Here is an 18,720-nt window from a genome sequence, read left to right as displayed (position 1 = left end):
TTCCTCCCTCCGCTTGATAAAAAAGAGCGGGGGGCAGATAGGCCCCTTGCTCTCTATATATTTTGCAGACTATTAAAAGATCGTGTAAAGCGCTGTGTTTGCCAGTGTGATCAGTGTCATCAGCAAAGTATTGATGAAGGCGCCCACATAGACATTTCCTGTTTTCCTATAGAAGTAGCGGTTAAACAGCGCCGCTACGAGAAGGGCTGGCACCAGGCCAATTACAATGATGGAAGAAAGCGATTCGCCCGGATAGCCGGCAGTTCCAGTCGTAAACAACAAGCCGTAATGGTAGGCCAGGTAAAGAACAAGCCCGCCGATGAAATGGAAGACAGAAATGAGATAGCCTTTCCATCCATTATACTTCACAGTCGCTGTATTCATGTTGACGGACAGGCCGACAACAAAGTAGTAGATCAGGAATAATGGTGCATATTTCAGCAGTGCTGCCAGATGCTGGCCTTCGAATGTTTTTACAGCGAATGTCCAAATGCGGAAGTCTACCTGGAAAAGGGCATCCATCAGATAAAGAACCCCGTAGCCGATCGCAACAGCTGCAATGGCAGTGACAAGCGAAGCAATAACTGACTTGACGCTTGCTTTCACGCCATAATTCTTAATGGCAGCACCTTCAGGTTTTTTCGCAACATAATGGTAGCCGACCATCATCATCAGTGTGATGATTGCCACATTGATCGCCCAATACAGAACTGGATTCACAGTCGGGGCGCCAAAAAGCTCTGTTGTGGCAAGCATTTTATCCTGCAGCCTTAGATAGATATATTGAATCACACTTAGAACGAGCATGATAGCAGAAACTGTCTTGATGTTGCGCTCTGATTTTTTCACAAAAGAAGAAATCTGGACAATGGCAGACAGGGCAATGAAAATCATACTGATCTGTCTTAGTAATCTCATTCCGTAGACATCTCCTCCATATAGTGCGGAGAAGAATAAGGCAGGGAAAAGCCCCCCGACTACGATCAGGATCAAACCTGCCAGCTTCGCGCCGTTTGTCTTTGGAGCAGGAAGCGGCTCTGGCCTACCGGTATAGATGCTGTTAAGGAACGGCAGCCTTGATAATAAGGACACAACTGGCACAAACAGCAGGAAGAATCCGATCAGGGCGACAAAAGAGAACCACTCTTTAAACATCCATGTCTGCCCATCACTATCCACTGTTAATGAACCATTATAGCCGGCAAATGCCCTATCATAAAAATCGATGGCATCTCCTGTAGACGTTTTGGAGAAATGATTCCAAGGATGTGTCTCATTTGGCTGATAAATGATTCTTTCTCCGCCGTTCACCTCATACACTTTCCCAGCCTCAGGCTTTTCCGGGTTGCCCAGGAAGCTCATGCCTTCTTCTGTTGCAGCATAGTTTTTCTTCACTACAGGCGTACCGGCAGCTGCTGCTTCTGCATCAAAAAAGAATTCATCATACTGTCCGGCAATTTTTCCGGAAGGCCTGGGCCCATAAGAGTTGTTGATATCTTCTATAGTATAGCCGAGAGACTTCAGCCATTGATAGTCAGACCCCATTGTAAGGGAGCTGTAGATTTTCCTGATGCCGCTTTCCTGGAAATCCACTTCATCCAGCATGACGGCATGGGTGGAAGAGAAACCGCCCATACTGTGGCCGGAAACTGCAATGATGCCATTGCCGTTTTCATCTTTCAGGACATAATCCTGATCATACATATACTGGACAGCATCATAGATCGCATGCGGCCAGAAGGAGAAGAATGGAACCGGCTTTTCCATTGTGCCTGTTGAATGGCCATGGTCATACTGATCCAAGGCGAGGACTACGTAACCTCTCTTTGACATTTCGATAGCCTGTGCATCCTGCATTTCTGCAGAGTTCAGGTAGCCGTGCGTAGCCACGATGGCTGGCCTTGCTTCCTGATCTGCACCATCCGGCTTATACAGAAGACCTGAAAGCTCCCCTCTTGGTGTATCAAAATAAATGCGTGAGACATCCACATCCCCGCTCGAGCTATTAAACTGGGAAGCACCAAAGCTTCCAGCAAGAATTAACAGCAAAGAAATCACTAATAAGACGACCGGCTTCTTTACTCTATTCATCTCATATCCCCCTTTTAACCTATTGATATTCAAGATATATTGCCTAAATAACCAGATCGGAAAGACAAAAAAGACACATTAAACACCCCTGAATCCTGAATTCAAGGCATTTAATGTGTCTCCTCATCTCGTCACGGGTTATTAACTTATCCCTAGTGTAAATTCAAATGAAAACGTTGTCAACATAATTCGACAATTTTCTGAACAATGTTCTATTTTAAAATAAGGAAAAAGGCCCTGTCACCATAAATCCCGATTGGAGGTGGTGACGGCAGATGCTCCGTTATTCAAAGCACTTTGTATATCCTCTTCGGTACGGATGAGTCCCCCTGCAATCAGCGGAATATCTGTTTTCTCATGAATTTCTTCCATGATGCCCGGGATGATGCCGGGCAGAACCTCGATATAATCCGGTTTGACTTTGCGGCTGATCCTGACATTATGCTCCAGTACATGGCTGTCCAGTGCAAACAGTCTTTGAATCGCAATGACATTGTGCTTTTTCGCCAAAGAAATGACATTAACCCTGGTAGAGACGATGCCGTCCACCTTCACGTTATTGATCAGATATTCAATCCCATACTCGTCCACCTTCAGCCCTTGAACGAGATCCGCATGCACAAACACCTTCTTCCCGCTCTGCTTCGCATACTTGACCACACTTTCGATCTGCGACAGGCGCGTCTCCAGAAGAATGATATGCTCATGATCCCTCTTCAATACATGCTCAAAATCTTTCATATTTCGAATAGCCGGGATTATGCCAGTAAACAATAGATCACATCCAGTTTATGTTAGTAGAAGTCTGTTAGGTACATTCTGCGGGTTTGGGCAGGATTTAGCAATAGCCTAACACCTGACATATCTCCTCTTAAAGCCAAGCCGTCCTCTATCTACTTCTTTCTGCAGATTTTCGTATGGATTCAGCAGACTGTTCTTTTTATTTTCCCGCTTCATTTCTACCACACCAACTTCCTGTGCGGTCCCGAGCGCCTTTTCATGCTGCGGCAAATAGGAAAGCCCGACAGTGTATATGAAGTTGCTCATAGAAGATTTCGTTCTTTCCGGCGCGTCATGGATAGACTTTTTCGCAAGATCAAGCATACTGGAGATCTTCTCTTCCTCAAATTCATGGTCCTTCCGGTTCCCCAGCAGCCAGCAGTAGCAGCTCCAGCCTGCAGACATCTTCAGCTCGTCACCGCTGGCAATCCATTTGTCTGCAACCTCCTGAGCGATCTCTGACTCTGACAAAGTGACTGCCACTACATAGTCTGAGATCATATAAAAATACGCAGAATCGATCCAGCGGTCATAATCAGCCTCCATCATACCATTCGGATCTGCAATGATGCCGGCAAAATACATGGCATCATAGTTTCCTGTCGAGTAGAGTTCTTCGGCTAATTTCTGATCGATCTTTATTTTCTTCGCCATCGGCTTCATAGCCCCAGTCGCGACTCCAAAGAGAGGCTCATGGGCGCCATTGGACAGGTATATTTTCTTTGTCCGTTCCTTGCCGAGGGCTTCAAGCTCCTGCATGACTGTTTCGAAATCCATCTTCCGCACTTCCTTCCATGAGCTATTTATTTATAGCTCTATTTTATCATTCCTGCACAGCTTATAATCCGGGTAAAAATAAAATACGAGGCAAAACCTCTCCCTTACTGGCAGGCTTTACCTCGTTCCTATTTATTAAACCTTTGACCTTGTTAATCGGGCAGCAGCCTGCATGAACGGCCTTTATCCCGGTTCAATGGAGTTGCTCTTCAAATGATGATCATCAGCAGTCCAAAACCGATAATCCAGATCATCGGAACAGAATTAAAGATGATGGCAAGCCTTTTATTGCGCCCGCGAAGCACCCAGCCCAGAATGGAACACACAATAACAGCCACAGGATACAGCCCGATGCCTATGACAAACGCACTGTTTCCAAGGGCGATCCCACTGTCAAAACTCATAAATGACAAGCCCCAGATAGGAAACCAGGGAATAAGGCAAATAACATAAATGAGCTGGCTGATGATCAGAAATATCTTCATTATGTTCCCCCTTGCAGCGGCTATGCGCATGTCCGCAGTATGATCTGTGCTATATAAATCAGCCTATTCCTCGTGAGGATTTCTTAGCACTAAAAACCAGCCATTCCATTCTACTAGCTTAATGGGCATTTGCCTATAATAAAGAAATTAAAGCCGTACCTTCTTCAATCCCAAAAAAAGCACAATAAAAAGAGGCTTCCCGATTGTCCAATCAACATTTGGAAAGCCTCTAAGCTTTATAATTTCTTTTAATTGTCATTCATAAACCTCTGCAGAAAATCGATTATCTCTCTCATTGTAAGAACGCTGAGATGCCATTCATGAATCGTCTAATTCACAAGCTGGTATGACGCCGCAAATGAACAGAATTCAAAGCTGTTTCCCCTGTTTCCCCTCAATCGGCCGGTCAAAGACAAATACAGTCATGGCGATATCTTCTTTAATATTAATATCGGAAAACAGCCTGATCACTCTGGCGTCCATCAGGTTTTCAAATTTTAATTGGACTTCCGGCTTTTTGTAGATTTCTTTTACAAATCTTGTTCTCGTTTCATGGACCATATCTTCCCCTTGTGCCGAAGTGATCATGAACTTTTCCACATTGGTCAGATTCCCTCTCATTTCACTGACAGCCCAGGAGCCAATGAACTTGGTGGTTATTTCTTTAGGCCCATTTCCAACGTATTCTTTTCGGATTTCACGGACAAGCATACTGAATTGATGCTCCAGATTCTTTGCCATGATCTGTCCCTCCTATTGATACACATAGTTTGTTATAAAAAAGGAAACCCATTCATTATAAAATGAATGGGCCAGGATTCAGGCTTATTCTTTTAAGCCTTCCCCCATACCTTTTAATAGATTGAATCCAAATCCGAGCACACGGTTGATGTCAGGATCTTTTAAGGCCTTCATTAAGTCAAAAATCCCGATTTTGCTATCCTCTTTTAATCCCTGCTCAGCCTTTTTCATTCCTGCTATCAAGCTTTTTGACAGCTTGGCTGTTGTCTCTGGATCAAGCTGGGTGAGGATGCCTCCTGCTGCCATTGCGTTATTGATCATGTTTGTGACAGGCTCGCGTGTGAGCTGGCCGATTGCAGCATGTGCAGCATGCTCTTTTGCTTTCAGAAGGCTTCCGGCAGCATCCAGTATCCCGCTGTCATGCAATTCCTGCAAGAGAGCCAATGTCTCAAGCAGGGAATCTTTATTTTCCGCAATCCCGGAGAGAAGATTCTCCAGGGATTGCTGCTTCAATTGTTCTTCTGTCAGTTCTGTCTTTTGAATGATGCTAATCGGTTTTGCCATCAGGCATTCCTCCTGTCATAGGTACCAGGGAAGACATGTTCGTTGACAGTGCTGAGCGGTACATAATCACCGCGTTCCCACTTGCGGTAGATTTCAAGACCCATTTGCGGTGTGCGTGTCGCATAGCGGGGATTGTACTTCGGAAGAGGATTCTCTCCATTCAGCTGGAGGATCTCCATCCGCACCTTCACTTGCTTGTAAGCAGGTGTATGTGTCACAACGTCAACCGCACCGCCAGTCAGGAGGTTGACCGCACTTTCATGGCTTGAAGAGTGCATTGGCACATAGACCGTTTTTCCAACAACGCGATCGGTTACAAGGACCGGCAGCTTGATCGCACCATATGGCGAGATCAGGCGTACAATCGAGCCTTCTTCTACGCCGCGTTCTTTTGCAAGTTCAGGCGATACTTCAACGAACACTTTAGGGAATTTGTAGTTCAGTCCCTCTGATTTATGAGTCATGTTTCCTTCATGGAAATGTTCGAGCAGTCGTCCATTATCCAGTGATAGATCGAACTCATCCGGGAATACAGCAGGCGGTACATAGTCAAACAATCCGAAGCGTGCTTTTTTATCAGGGAAGTTAAAGCCGTCCTGGAAAAGAAGCGGTGTGTTCGATCCATCCTGAGATCCCCAGTGGAAGCTGTTCCAGCCTTCAAGAACATCATAGCTGCACTGGCTGAAGAATGGAGTCAGGCTTGCCATTTCGTCAAAAATTTCGCTAGGGTGAGAGTAGTTCCAGTCATAGCCCATCTTTTTAGCCAGCTGAGTAAGGATCCACCAGTCCGGTTTGCTGTTGCCCATAGGCTCTAATGCTTTGTATAGACGCTGAACGCGGCGTTCAGTATTTGTAAATGTCCCATCTTTTTCAAGAGAAGGAGCACCCGGCAGTATCACATCAGCGAATTGGGCTGTTGTTGTCAGGAAGATTTCCTGCACCACAAGGAAGTCCAGCTTCGCAAGCATTGCCTGTGTATGGTTAGAGTCAGCATCAACCCATGCCATATCCTCACCGGCAACAAACATTGCCTTCAGATTGCCTTTATCCACTTCACCGAGCATTTCAATATTATCAAGCCCTGGATTTTCAGGCAGTTCCACGCCCCAGGCTTTCTCGAATTTCTCACGTAATTCTTTATTTGTCACAGACTGATAGCCAGGGAAAATATTAGGCATCGTTCCCATATCGGCAGCACCCTGTACGTTATTATGTCCGCGCAATGGATAGGCACCAGCATTCGGACGCATCATGTTTCCAGTTGCCAGAAGCAGGTTTGCAATGGCAACAGAAGTGTGGGAGCCGGCGATATTCTGTGTTACACCCATTCCCCAGCAGACGACTGTTCCATCTGCGTCACGGATCATTTCAGCCATTTCTTTTAATGTTGCAACAGAAATGCCTGTAATGCTTTCAGCTTCTTCAAGCGTATAGGACTCGATCATGCTCAAGAACTCATCATACTGATTCACATGTTCTGTGATGAATTTCGCATCATGCCAGCCTTGGTCAATCATATACTTTGTGACAGCGGAAAGCCATACAAAGTCAGTACCCTGCTTTGGACGTACAAACAAGTCGGCACGGTCACCCATTTCATGCCTGCGCACATCCACTGTGATCAGTTTCTGGCCATGTAGCTTCTGCGCACGCTTGATGCGTGTCGCAAGGACCGGATGTCCTTCTGCCGGAGCACAGCCTACCAGGATGACAAGCCCTGCACCTGCAATATCCTGGATCGTTCCAGAGTCGCCGCCGATGCCTCCTGTCTGCTGCAGTCCCCATGACGCAGGAGACTGGCAGTAGCGGGAACAGTTATCGACATTATGTGTGCCGAACACCTGGCGGGCCATCTTCTGAATCAGATAGTTTTCTTCATTTGTGATCTTAGATGAAGAAATGAAACCTAATGCATCGCTTCCGTAAGTATCTTTGATTTCTCCGAGGTTTTTGGCCACAACAGAAAGAGCTTCATCCCAGCTCGCTTCCACAAACACATCGCCTTTACGGATCAATGGTGAAGTGATACGTTCCTGGGAATTGACAAAGTCCCAGCCAAACTTGCCTTTTACACAAGTAGAAACGCTGTTGACCGGCGCATTCTCTGATGGTTCAATTTTAAGGATTTCACGGTCTTTTGTCCAAACTTCAAATGAACAGCCGACACCGCAGAAAGTACAAACCGTTTTTGTTTTCTCGATCTTTGTTTCACGCATGGCTGCTTCTACTTCTGAAACGGCCATGATTGTTTGATAATCCGGCTCAACTGCTTTTACAAGGTCGATCATAGGAGTAAGCAGGTCATCAGACATGCTTGTCATGAAGCCAGCGTTTCCAAGCATTGATTTTTCCATCAATGCGTTACAAGGACAAACAGATACACATTGTCCGCAGGAAACACAAGAGGATTCATTGATGCTTTTTCCTCCGTCCCATAATACGCGCGGCTGCCCTGTTTCCCAATCAATGGTCAGCGTTTCATTTACCTGAAGATCCTGGCATGTTTCCACACAGCGGCCGCACAGAATACATTGGTCAGGGTCATAGCGGTAAAACGGATGAGACATATCGACTTCATAGCCCTTAGAACGATGCGGACGCGTCTGGTGCTCAATCCCCATCATTTCTGCTGTGTTATGTACACGGCAGTTGCCATTGTTATTGTCACATACAGTGCAGTACAGCAGATGGTTTTCTAAAATACGGTCCATTGCTTCCTCTTGGGCGCCTTTGGCGATTTCAGACGAGGTGGCAATGTCCATGCCGTCTTCCACAACTGTAGAGCATGCACGCATCAGATTGCCATTCACTTCACACATACAAGTATCACAGCTCTGTACCGGTCCAAGAACCTCGGAATAGCATATATGCGGATGTTCGATTTCCTGCTGCATGAGATAATCTAAAATACGAGTTCCTTCTTCAACCTGGTGTGCTGTTCCGTTGATCAGAACATTCACTTTTTCCCCCACGGTAAAGCCTCCTTAGTAAAAAAACAAATCTATCCAAAAAACAAGAGTAATTATCAGCTGGCTTTCTTAATACTTGATTTTGCTCTCATAGATGATTGAAGAGAATCTTTATGAACCATCCAGTAAGCCAATGCTACGAAGACTCCTCCGCCAATGGCATTTCCAATGGCAACCGGTACAAAGTTTGCAGCATAATCAGCCCATGTGAAGCTCCCTGCAAAGATGGCTGCAGGAATGATAAACATATTGGCTACAACGTGCTGGAAGCCGATGGCAACAAATGCCATGATCGGGAACCAGATCGCAAGAATCTTACCGCCGATATCATCAGCTCCGAAAGCAAGCCAGATGCCTAAACAAACGAGCCAGTTACAGCCAACAGCGGATATTAGAGTCGGCCAGAATGCCTGATCTATTTTTGCTCCCGCAACTGCTATAGTTTTAGTCAGGAATGCACCTGTTTCCGTCATTCCAACAACATGTCCAAAGAAATAAGCTACAAAGATTGAACCAATAAAATTACTAACCAAAACCAGCAGCCAATTCCTGCCCAGCTGCTTAAACGTCGCGCGCTTCGCCATCACAGCCAGCGGCAGTGCCATCATATTGCCTGTCAGCAATTCTCCGCCGGCAATAATGATCAGCATCAACCCTACCGGGAACACGGCTCCGCCAATAAGCGAGCTGAAAGTGCCCCATTCATGCGGCAGGTCAGCAACAACCCGGATATATAATAAGAAACCTAAAGAAATAAAAGCTCCACCTAAAAATCCTAAAATGAGTGTGTGCGCCGGCCGCATGGTAGCCTTCTTCACCCCAGCTTCAACCGCCATTTCGGCGATCTGCTGTGAACTATGAAATGCCATATTTCTTCCCCCAATTATTGTCTTTATGGTCCACAATACATAAGGCATAAGGCTGCCTCTTAGGACCATCTCTCTAGAACCAGCCTGCCGTATTAAAGGGCATATGAACGAGAACACAAAAAAAGCCCACTATAAAAAGGCCCCATGCATTTGCATGTACCATTTTACAGTGGGCTGAAAGCTTAGCATTATGTAATACCAGCAAACCTTCCCGCTTCATACGAAATGAAAGAACAGGATGTACAGTCAATGTTAATTAACTAACATCAATGAACGTTTCATCCTCTATAACTTTTTAATTCTATCATAGATTCTTCGATTTGCGAATAGTTCTTGAACTTTTTTACAGGGGATACTGTCTATAAAGTATCTTTAAGTAAACGTTGACTCTTTTTGTTCCTCTATTCGTTGTTGTGTTCCTAATGAGGGCTGATGGTTTCCGCTCCAGACACTTCGCTTTCCGCGGGGCGGAGTTGAGGGGGCTGGACTCTTATATCTTGTCCAGCAATTTTCAAGTATAATGAACCATATCTGATCATGCATACAATACTTCTTAAAGAGAATTCTATCCATATGACGAAAAAACAAAAAAACGGGGTTAAATAATGAGTAAAAGTTTTGCGGATTATCATTTAAGCGAAGAAATACAAAGGGCACTGGGTGTGTTAAAATACGAATCTCCAACAGAGGTACAAAGCAAGGTCATTCCATTGGCGATGGAAAAGCAGGATCTTGTGGTGAAGGCTCAAACCGGAAGCGGGAAGACCGCCTCCTTCGGTATTCCTGTCTGCGATATGGTTGAATGGGAAGAAAAAAGCCCGCAGGCTTTGATCCTTACCCCAACAAGGGAGCTCGCCGTTCAGGTTCGTGAAGATATTACGAATATCGGCCGTTTCAAACGCATCAAAGCAGTGGCCGTCTACGGAAAAGAACCTTTTACAAAGCAAAAGGAAGAATTGAAGCAGAAAACGCATGTGGTCGTTGGGACGCCAGGACGGGTTATGGACCATATCGACCGGGAAACGCTCGTCCTGGATCGAATACAGTATCTGATCATCGATGAAGCGGATGAGATGCTTAATAGAGGGTTCATCGATGAAGTGGAAGCCATCATTAAAGAGCTTCCTTCAGACCGGGTGACCATGGTTTTTTCTGCTACCCTGCCTAAAGATGTTGAAGCTCTTTGCCACGAATATATGAAAGACCCTGTTCACGTTGAGATTGAATCAACCGGGGTAACCGCTGAGACGATCGAACATCTCCTAATGGAAGTAAAGCAGGAAGATAAGATTTCGCTCCTTAAAGACATCACAGTTACAGAAAATCCTGACAGCTGCCTCATTTTCTGCCGGACTAAAGAACATGTTGATACAGTGTACACTGAACTGGATGGTGCTGGATATTCCAGTGAGAGGCTCCATGGCGGACTGGAGCAGGAAGACCGGTTTGCGGTTATGGAAGGCTTTAAAATGGGGAACTACCGCTATCTTGTGGCCACCGATGTAGCTGCCAGAGGGATTGATATTGATAATGTGAGCCTTGTCATTAACTATGATGTCCCAATGGAAAAAGAAAGCTATGTGCACCGGACCGGAAGAACCGGCCGCGCCGGAAACAAAGGCAAAGCCATTACGTTTGCCACACCTTTTGAAGAAAAATTCCTTAAAGCGATTGAAAGATACATCGGCTTTGAGATTCCTGTCATAGAAGCACCAAGCCAGCAGGATGTTGCTGCCGGAAAAGCTGCCTTCGAAGAAAAAATCAGCGGCAGGCGGGTCGTCAGAAATAATAAAACAGCCCGAATCAACCAGGATATCATGAAGCTCCACTTTACCGGCGGTAAAAAGAAGAAAATCCGTGCCGTTGATTTTGTCGGAACCATCGCCAAAATCCCTGGAGTCACAGCAGACGATATCGGCATCATCACCATCCATGATCAGATGTCATATGTTGATATTCTGAATGGGAAAGGATCGCTGGTTCTGCAGGCTATGGAGAATGCCACGGTTAAGGGGAAGAAATTGAAGGTCAGTAAGGCGATTAAGTAAGAGCCACGGGGACAGACCCCTTGGCTCTTTTTTTCCCCTACTTATGAGCCACGGGGACAGACCCCTTGGCTCTTTTTTCCCCTACTTATAATCATTAATCGGCCCCTGATCCATCAATACCTCTACCATATTCGAAGCTCCCATTACTAGTCTGGGTCTATACTCAGAGTTGGGTGCACTATAAAGCTCTAATGGGCTTATAATCACTCCATCGTCGGTATTATGGAGTATTCCGGGCACACAGGTATAGATCGTGTCATTATTATTCGCATTCTTGGAGGAAATGGTAACAGAAGTTCCGCTATGGTTATTAATACTCATGGATACCTTGTATCTGTAGAATGACCCTGTTCCATTTGACTGAGCTGAATATACAACAGGCACCACTGCCAGAATATCATTGGTCAGCCTCAATTTAATGACTTCTTTCTTTGTGGATCCGCTGAATCTTCCCACATCCCCCATATGCTCTACTGCTCCATTGCCAAACCTCTTGAGTGGCGGTGTCCCCTGGGCCCCGAACATGGCTACATCTATCTGCCTGCCATTCTTTGTATAAACCAGAGCATAGATATCATAGTCCGTCCCTGTCTTCCAGGAGACTGTCGCCGTAATTTCAGGTGTTTTCTCAATTAACACCGGCTTCTGGCCTTTATCGAGATTTATTTTCCCTTTTGCTTTTTCAAGGCTTATCGGCGGCAGAGTATTTAAGCTGCTTTTCTTTTCAGGGACTGATTGTGTTTTAGCAGGTTCTTTTAAAGCTTGTTTTTCAACAGCTTGAGGTGCAGGAGGCTGTTTTTGCTCCTCAGCTTCAACCTCAACACCGTAAAGTTTACATAAACCTTCAAGGCCTGAATCGAATCCCCGCCACACTGATTTTGCCTTTGTCTGGCCGTTTCTTACATACAATTCCAGTACTACTATTCCATTTTCATTTTTAAAAACAGATGGGACAAATTGAATCAATTCCCCGCCCGCACTGATCTCCGCCTTTAAATTCCTCACATTGGAAAAGCCGGTATGATTATCCTCGGTTAGCGTGATGGCTATTTTAGCAATCCCTGCAGGCAGTTTACTCATATCAAACTCAAGTTTATGTACCTTAGTCTGACCCACATTCACAGACGGGATAAGAGCAGCGGCTCCAGACAGACTTTTCGGCTGATTATAAAAAATGATCCCGCTGTCTCCCTGCACCTTGCCTGAATCGGTCAGCAGGAAAGCGGTTAAGGAAATATCTATCATATTGGACATTTCGTAGCTGACAGTTACAGTTCCTTTTGGGGAACTCAAAACTGCATTTGCTCCCATCTGAAGCAATGAATTCATATAAACCAACCCTTCTCATAAATGCATTGATGATGTTTTTGCAAGTTGAAATCAAGCAACCTTGTGGACTAGTAATCTGGTAATCACAGCAATAGGTAATTATTTTTTCTTTTTCACCTCTAGAAGTGTAGGTGCTATATTCAGCCAAATAGAAATAATCGTCAAAACCCACAACGCCTTCTCCATAGTAGGTACAACATCCATTAAAGCCGGCCAATCTTCACTGTTTACCCAATTAGATACAGCGCTGTATTGTGCACAGAGTGTCAAAGCAGTAAGTGATAATCCCATTGCCATCGCAAATTTGTAATCTTTTCCTGTCATATACATATAAAGATTTATAAAGGTTGCTGCTATGACAGCAGCTCCTAGTATAAACCACATAATTATACCTCCATCCTATTTTTAGAAGAACATGTATTATTATTTTTCTGTTAATTTCTTCCTATGAGTTGAAAAAGCTCTTCATCTATTCTAGCAAATAATTTCTTTTATTTCAGAAAATTCCTGTCATGCTAATCAAGAAACTGCTGCAACAAAAACAGGGACACCAATCCTTTTACGGATTGTGTCCCCATAAACTGTATTATTTAACGTATTCTTTCCAAGTTTCGAAACAGGCAGTCGAAAAACCTGCCTTTCCCCATCATTCTTCAACCAGACAGACTTTATACAATTCATCCTTCTCGGTTTTGGTGAGTGCAGCCGTTTCTACTTGTTCTTTCAAATAATCTGCGAACTTATCAAGGGTTTTGCGTATTGCCGGGCCGCAGCCTGAGCCTATTTCTTCAAGCGCCTTAAAAATCGCCTGCATGACTGAAAAATCATCTTTCGCGTAGTGGCTGATCTGCCTGAAGGAAGTATTCAAAAGATCTTCAAATGGCCGATGCGGAATGATAACCTTCATTCTTCCTTCATCATCAGAGATGGCTTTAACCTCCCCGTTTAAATTGCTGGCTGCAGACAGGCAGACACTTAAATAATTGATGCACTGGATGGCTGTATTGGGATCATTGATTCCCGGTGATACCGCCCTCAAGGCCACCTCAGCAATTTTTTGCAGGCCAAATTCCACATCACTATAAGTGGTCCGCTCTGTCCCTACGATAACAGCATCCTCAAGGCCTTCCGGTATTTCTTCCTGATTGTGGACACAAAGCAGATCATGTTTTTCCGTAACAAAATGGCCGATTGGCTTGAGAACCTCAATGATGCTTTCCTGTTCAGCGGCATGCTCCATCAGCATGCCTTCATCAATATACTGAATATAGCCAAACCGTCTGGCCTTTACAGCCTTTGCTTCAATGACAACCGACGGCCGGACCTGCAGCAGGGATACACGGTCATCCTGCTCATACCTTTCTTTTTCCTTCTTAATCACATCCAATGCATCGTCAGCAAGCCTCTCAATCAGCTTGCCGACCTGAATGGATGTGGCGACATGGTAGATGAAATAGGCAAAAAATGCGAGGCATATGAACGCAATGATTATGCCAATAGAAGCCGATGCCACCGTATTACCAAAGGATTCTCTTATAAACAGCAGTGTAAATATACAATAAACAAATCCGCCAATAAAGACTCCCAGCACCCTCATCGTCACCGGATCCTGAATAAAATTCTCCAGCGTCCTCGGCGAAAATTGGGAAGAATATGTAGTTAACACAACCATGGTGGTAGAAAAGGTAATGGTCGTCATGGTCAATAACGAACCGGCAATGGTCCCAAGAATTGTTTTACCCAAATCCAGCCCCACAAGAAAGATCTCTGGATAAAATTCGTTCAAATAATAATCAACATATACCACACCGATCGCAAGAATCAATGCGACGAGCGTATACACAGCCGGAATGAACCATGTACCTTCTTTAATTTTAAATAAGAACTGCTTAAACAATCCCCTTCCCCTTTCTTTACGCGTTTTAATTGTTTTTGCCCTAAAATTGTTTTTGTGAAACAAAGAGAGCCAAGGGGTCAGGTCCCTTGGCTCTTCTTTTCAAATAAAAGGCGCCTGACCCTTCAGTATGTTAACACTTTACCGTACTGGGGGTCAGGCACCGACTTAGGCACTATTTCATATTATCCAACTCTCGTATGAGGCTCCAACTTCATCTTCCCCTTACGTTCCTTACGCTTCTTGCCCTCACCAGGCGGCTTAATGGTCAGTGCAATCACAAGTGAGACGATACACAATGCTGCGATAACCGTAAACGTTGCCTGGAATCCACCAAGTACAGCGGCTACCAGAGAGCCCGCTAAAGCCCCGATTCCAAATCCCTGGTAGATTACGCCGTAGTTCTTGCTTTGGTTCTTCAGTCCGAAGAAGTCTGCCACGATGGCTGGAAATACAGTGATGTTTCCGCCAAAGCAGAAGGCAATGGCTGCTACACAGGCGAAGAAGATCGGGAAGTTCAATGGAACAAAGCTTAAGACTGTGACTGCAATGGCAGTGACCAGCAGCGTTCCGCAAATAACTTCCATCCGGCCGACTTTATCTGACAGTGCACCCAGAACGATTCGGCCTGTTGTATTAAAGATGGCTACCAATGCGACTGCGTTTGCCGCTGTAGCTGCATCCAGCCCGGCTAAGCTGACTCCGATGTCCTTGACAATCCCGACCAGGTATAACCCGCTCATACATGCTGTGAAGAAGATCACAAACAGCAGATATGCCTGCTTCGTTTTCAGCATTTCTCTGACTGTATAATCCTTTTGCTTTGATGCCGCTTTCATAGAGCTGTCTGCTGTTTCTTTTGCTTCTTTTAGTAAAAACGAGCCGCCAACGACCATTACCAGGACGATTGCTCCCCATAGGAGGAAGGCTGTTGAGACACCGAATGATGAGATAAAACTGGCGTTCACATATTTAAAAATCAGGCTGCCTGTCCCAAATGCACCAACGGAAATCCCTGAGATCAAGCCTTTTTTCTCTGGGAACCATTTGATCAAATTGCTTAGTGTTGTAATATAAGCCATACCATCTGCGAAGCCAACGATCACTCCGGCAACAGCGTACAGCATCCATAATGAGGATACCTGTGAGCTGAGGATTAACCCAGCACCAAGCAATATCCCGGCCGCGGCCACCAAACGGCGAAGGCCCCATCTATCCTGCAGCTTCCCTGAGAACAGGGTCGCAAATGCTAATGCAAAGCTTGTAATGGAAAAAGTAATGCTGGTTGCGCTTAATTCCCAGCCGAATTTATCGACTAGAGGCTGATTGAAAAGGCTCCACGTATAAATGGTGCCCAAACCCATCTGGACGATAATGGTGCCAATGATGATAAGAAGTCGATTTGCCTTTCGTTCGTTCATGTCGAATCTCCTCTTTCTAAGCGGTTTCATAATCTCAAGCAATTGTGTTTATACTTGAATTCTACCGCTGAAAATAGGAATTAAATCGCTTTCAGAACGAAATGCCTGATATTCGGAATGAGTGGTATTTACAAATGCATAATCTGCCGGAACGCTTTCGACTTGCTTCTGCTGACCGGTATTTCCGCCTTCACACCCTTCAGTTTCAATACATATGTATTATTGAACCATGGCACAATCTCATGGATCTTGGACAGATTCACACTATAGGAACGGTGGCATCTAAAAAAGAGATCCTGAGGCAGGCTGTCATGAAATTCGCTAATTGACACAGGCATCGTATACTCTTCCGATTCTGTGTAAACCAGGGTGATTTTCTCACTTGCTTCTGCATAATAAATATCATTTACCTCCGTCACGATGATATTTTCATTTTTCCTCAGATTAATCCGGCGATTGCGGTCCTGGGGAATCTCTTCCTGCGTCTGCTTTCCCTTCTGAAAGGCTGCTTCCAGCTTGGAAAGCATAGCGGCAATCCTTTTTTCCTCATAAGGCTTTAAAATATAATCAAAAGCCTCCAGTTCAAAGGCCTGTGCCGCATGCTCCTTATAAGCTGTTGTGAAAATGATATACGGCTTCTTAGCAAACTTGCTGATGCTTCCTGCCAGCAGCATCCCATCCAATGAGGGGATATTGATGTCCAGGAAGATGGCATCGACTTCTTCCTCCTGAAGGAACTTCAGCACATCCAGCCCGTCCTCAAACGAAGCCACAATCTCGATTTTGCTATGCGTCTCTATTAAATATTCCAGCTCTTCCTTCGCCGGAATTTCATCTTCTACTATGATCGCTCTCATGATGGCTCCTTACCTATGTCAAAATAAACTTCCGTGCCCGGATTCAGCCTGTGAATCACCAGATCAGTCCCGTAAATCAGCTTCACCCGCTGATGCACATTGAAAAGGCCAATCTGCTTGGAGGAAACCTCCCCTTTGTGCAGGCGGTCAATCACTTCCTGATCGATTCCTTTTCCTGTATCCCTGACACTCACTCTAATTTTATCTTGGAATTCTTTAATGGAAATCGTCACGCTGCCAGGCCCTTTTTGTTTTAATATGCCATGGACCACGGCATTTTCCACTAAAGGCTGGATCAGCAGGCTTGGCAGTTTTAAATGAAGATCGTCTATATCATAAACAACCTGAAGACGTTCACCAAACCTTGCTTTTTCTATTTTAATATAATTTCTCACCTGCTCAAGCGCCGTTTGAACTTCAATCAGTTCTTCGCCAACTTCCAAATTATAGCGCATATACCCAGATAGACTGATGATCAGTTCCCTTGCTTTTTCCGGGTCACGCCTTGTCGTTGAGGCAATCGCATTAAGGGCATTGAACAAGAAGTGAGGATTGATTTTTGACTGCAAGGCCCTTATCTCGGCTTTATTGGCTTCTTCCTTAATCTGCTCCACTCTCGAAACTTCCATCAAAGTAGAGATGATCTGCGCCAGTCCAATCGCCATCGTCTGCAGTGTATTTGTGATGGTATAGGCTCTCCGGTAATAAATTTTCAATGTCCCTGTTATAATGCCCTGCTCTGATAGAGGAATAATCAGCAGGCAGTGGATCTGCGGTGTATGATGATCGGCAATATTGTTCCTGATGGTAATCTGCCCATTGCGGATCGTTTCTTTCGTCAGATCACTGATGATTTCCTGTCCAATCTTATACTTCTCTTCCCCATATCCGACATAGGCAAGAACATCCTTCGTATCCGTAATCGCAACAGCATCCGCCTTGATATCGTCTTTAATGATCCTGCAAATCGTCCGAAGCGATTCTCCGTTAATCGAGCGGAAATATGGCAGAGTCTTATTAGCGATATTAAGGGCCAGCTGGGACTGCTGGGCGGCAATCCGCTCTTTCTCCCCTTCCACACTCGCAATCATCAGGATGATCAGTCCAATGCTGACCTGTCCCAAAATCATCGGAATCCCTATCTTCGATACAATCGCGACACCCAATTCAAAGGAATCAGCCATTGCTAAAATAAGAATCATCGTCAGGGTCTCGCAGAACATCCCGGCGATAATCCCATAAATCCATCGCCTGCTTTTTTTCATATAAACATGGATATAGCCAGCAGTGAACCCTGCCAGAATACTGGTGATCAGGCACGGAACAGAGGTCACCCCGCCAATATCGATCAAATAGCGGTGCACCCCGGAAACAATCCCTGTTACTATGCCAACCCACGGCCCAAACAGGATTCCTCCGGAGACAATAGCAATCGTCCGGATATTAATAATTGACCCTTCCACTTCAATTCCCGAATAGGTCCCAAAAAGGGCAAACACACAGAAAATCCCCGTCAGCAGCGACAGCTCTACCGGGGAATGATGGTCCCTCTGCAAAATCTCCTTAAACTTCGGCACCCTCGCCATGAAAAACAACGTAATCAGCAAAAGTGCAGCCCGCTCGATTAACCGAATGAGCATTTCTAACTCAGATGAAGCGTACATAATGGTGTGGCCTCCTTGGTGCAAAAGTACTTATAAATAAATTCATGATATAGATGAGGTATTTTGTATTCTTATCATTATTGGCTGGAAAGTTGAGGATAATGCTATTTTAGGGTAATAAAAAACACAAAGCTATGATTTGGCTTTGTGAGGTGCCTGACTCCCGGCACGTTAATACTTTACCTAGCTGGCTTCTTTTAATTGATGGATCCTACATAAGAAAAATAAGCG

General features: G+C 45.0%; 15 protein-coding genes. 1 reads left to right on the top strand and 14 read right to left on the bottom strand.

Annotated elements, in window-relative coordinates; all coding sequences use genetic code 11:
* Nucleotides 1-72: 72 nt before the first annotated feature.
* From Q9R36_RS11770 to Q9R36_RS11735, 8 genes are all read right to left on the bottom strand, one after another.
* Entirely contained in the window at nt 73-2,091 is a 2,019-nt protein-coding gene (locus Q9R36_RS11770; protein WP_311225161.1) for an alpha/beta fold hydrolase, read from the bottom strand.
* Between the two features lie 240 nt (nt 2,092-2,331).
* On the bottom strand, nt 2,332-2,865 hold the full coding sequence (locus Q9R36_RS11765; protein WP_022544619.1) for a glycerol-3-phosphate responsive antiterminator: 534 nt from the start codon (nt 2,863-2,865) through the stop codon (nt 2,332-2,334).
* Between the two features lie 75 nt (nt 2,866-2,940).
* Entirely contained in the window at nt 2,941-3,648 is a 708-nt protein-coding gene (locus Q9R36_RS11760; protein WP_009794681.1) for a DNA alkylation repair protein, read from the bottom strand.
* A 209-nt stretch (nt 3,649-3,857) separates the two neighbouring features.
* Nucleotides 3,858-4,133 (bottom strand): hypothetical protein, encoded by a 276-nt coding sequence (locus tag Q9R36_RS11755; RefSeq protein ID WP_022544620.1) that lies wholly within the window; start codon nt 4,131-4,133, stop codon nt 3,858-3,860.
* A 369-nt stretch (nt 4,134-4,502) separates the two neighbouring features.
* Nucleotides 4,503-4,874 carry a Na-translocating system protein MpsC family protein gene (locus Q9R36_RS11750; protein ID WP_009794683.1) on the bottom strand — a complete coding sequence of 124 codons (372 nt, stop codon included), beginning with the start codon at nt 4,872-4,874 and terminating at the stop codon, nt 4,503-4,505.
* Between the two features lie 84 nt (nt 4,875-4,958).
* Nucleotides 4,959-5,438, bottom strand: a complete 480-nt coding sequence (locus Q9R36_RS11745) for a helical membrane plugin domain-containing protein (RefSeq protein WP_009794684.1) — start codon at nt 5,436-5,438, stop codon at nt 4,959-4,961.
* Nucleotides 5,438-8,410 (bottom strand): formate dehydrogenase subunit alpha, encoded by a 2,973-nt coding sequence (fdhF, locus tag Q9R36_RS11740; RefSeq protein WP_009794685.1) that lies wholly within the window; start codon nt 8,408-8,410, stop codon nt 5,438-5,440. The genes Q9R36_RS11745 and fdhF overlap by 1 nt, the downstream gene beginning before the upstream one ends.
* Before the next feature lie 53 nt (nt 8,411-8,463).
* Nucleotides 8,464-9,276 carry a formate/nitrite transporter family protein gene (locus Q9R36_RS11735; RefSeq protein WP_035402980.1) on the bottom strand — a complete coding sequence of 271 codons (813 nt, stop codon included), beginning with the start codon at nt 9,274-9,276 and terminating at the stop codon, nt 8,464-8,466.
* A gap of 605 nt (nt 9,277-9,881) precedes the next feature.
* Here Q9R36_RS11735 and Q9R36_RS11730 point away from each other — a divergent pair.
* Nucleotides 9,882-11,324 (top strand): DEAD/DEAH box helicase, encoded by a 1,443-nt coding sequence (locus Q9R36_RS11730; protein WP_009794687.1) that lies wholly within the window; start codon nt 9,882-9,884, stop codon nt 11,322-11,324.
* An 81-nt stretch (nt 11,325-11,405) separates the two neighbouring features.
* Here the strand turns inward: Q9R36_RS11730 and Q9R36_RS11725 are convergent, their stop codons facing one another.
* The 6 genes from Q9R36_RS11725 to Q9R36_RS11700 all read right to left on the bottom strand — a co-directional run bounded on the left by Q9R36_RS11725 (nt 11,406) and on the right by Q9R36_RS11700 (nt 18,489).
* Entirely contained in the window at nt 11,406-12,653 is a 1,248-nt protein-coding gene (locus Q9R36_RS11725; RefSeq protein WP_311225160.1) for a TerD family protein, read from the bottom strand.
* Nucleotides 12,654-12,752: 99 nt separating this feature from the next.
* A complete protein-coding gene (locus tag Q9R36_RS11720; protein ID WP_311225159.1) occupies nt 12,753-13,037 on the bottom strand; it encodes a hypothetical protein in 285 nt (94 codons plus the stop codon).
* A gap of 262 nt (nt 13,038-13,299) precedes the next feature.
* Nucleotides 13,300-14,550, bottom strand: a complete 1,251-nt coding sequence (locus tag Q9R36_RS11715; protein WP_311225158.1) for a DUF2254 domain-containing protein — start codon at nt 14,548-14,550, stop codon at nt 13,300-13,302.
* A gap of 182 nt (nt 14,551-14,732) precedes the next feature.
* Nucleotides 14,733-15,968: an L-lactate MFS transporter gene (locus tag Q9R36_RS11710; protein ID WP_311225157.1), complete on the bottom strand. Its 1,236-nt coding sequence runs from the start codon at nt 15,966-15,968 to the stop codon at nt 14,733-14,735.
* Nucleotides 15,969-16,096: 128 nt separating this feature from the next.
* Nucleotides 16,097-16,825, bottom strand: coding sequence for a LytR/AlgR family response regulator transcription factor (locus Q9R36_RS11705; RefSeq protein WP_009794692.1), 729 nt, complete (start codon nt 16,823-16,825; stop codon nt 16,097-16,099).
* Nucleotides 16,822-18,489: a sensor histidine kinase gene (locus tag Q9R36_RS11700; protein ID WP_224948541.1), complete on the bottom strand. Its 1,668-nt coding sequence runs from the start codon at nt 18,487-18,489 to the stop codon at nt 16,822-16,824. The genes Q9R36_RS11705 and Q9R36_RS11700 overlap by 4 nt, the downstream gene beginning before the upstream one ends.
* Between the last annotated feature and the right edge of the window lie 231 nt (nt 18,490-18,720).

The sequence above is a fragment of the Bacillus sp. AG4(2022) genome, assembly GCF_031844465.1.
In the GTDB taxonomy this organism is placed as follows: domain Bacteria; phylum Bacillota; class Bacilli; order Bacillales; family Cytobacillaceae; genus Bacillus_AB; species Bacillus_AB infantis.
This window is presented reverse-complemented; position numbering and strand designations above follow the sequence as displayed.

Coding starts and splice junctions, on each gene's coding strand:
- Q9R36_RS11720 (WP_311225159.1), bottom strand. CDS start 13,037: ATGTGGTTTATACTAGGAGCTGCTGTCATAGCAGCAACCTTTATAAAT.
- Q9R36_RS11710 (WP_311225157.1), bottom strand. CDS start 15,968: ATGAACGAACGAAAGGCAAATCGACTTCTTATCATCATTGGCACCATT.
- Q9R36_RS11705 (WP_009794692.1), bottom strand. CDS start 16,825: ATGAGAGCGATCATAGTAGAAGATGAAATTCCGGCGAAGGAAGAGCTG.
- Q9R36_RS11735 (WP_035402980.1), bottom strand. CDS start 9,276: ATGGCATTTCATAGTTCACAGCAGATCGCCGAAATGGCGGTTGAAGCT.
- Q9R36_RS11700 (WP_224948541.1), bottom strand. CDS start 18,489: ATGTACGCTTCATCTGAGTTAGAAATGCTCATTCGGTTAATCGAGCGG.
- Q9R36_RS11725 (WP_311225160.1), bottom strand. CDS start 12,653: ATGAATTCATTGCTTCAGATGGGAGCAAATGCAGTTTTGAGTTCCCCA.
- Q9R36_RS11745 (WP_009794684.1), bottom strand. CDS start 5,438: ATGGCAAAACCGATTAGCATCATTCAAAAGACAGAACTGACAGAAGAA.
- Q9R36_RS11750 (WP_009794683.1), bottom strand. CDS start 4,874: ATGGCAAAGAATCTGGAGCATCAATTCAGTATGCTTGTCCGTGAAATC.
- Q9R36_RS11770 (WP_311225161.1), bottom strand. CDS start 2,091: ATGAATAGAGTAAAGAAGCCGGTCGTCTTATTAGTGATTTCTTTGCTG.
- Q9R36_RS11730 (WP_009794687.1), top strand. CDS start 9,882: ATGAGTAAAAGTTTTGCGGATTATCATTTAAGCGAAGAAATACAAAGG.
- Q9R36_RS11760 (WP_009794681.1), bottom strand. CDS start 3,648: ATGGATTTCGAAACAGTCATGCAGGAGCTTGAAGCCCTCGGCAAGGAA.
- Q9R36_RS11755 (WP_022544620.1), bottom strand. CDS start 4,133: ATGAAGATATTTCTGATCATCAGCCAGCTCATTTATGTTATTTGCCTT.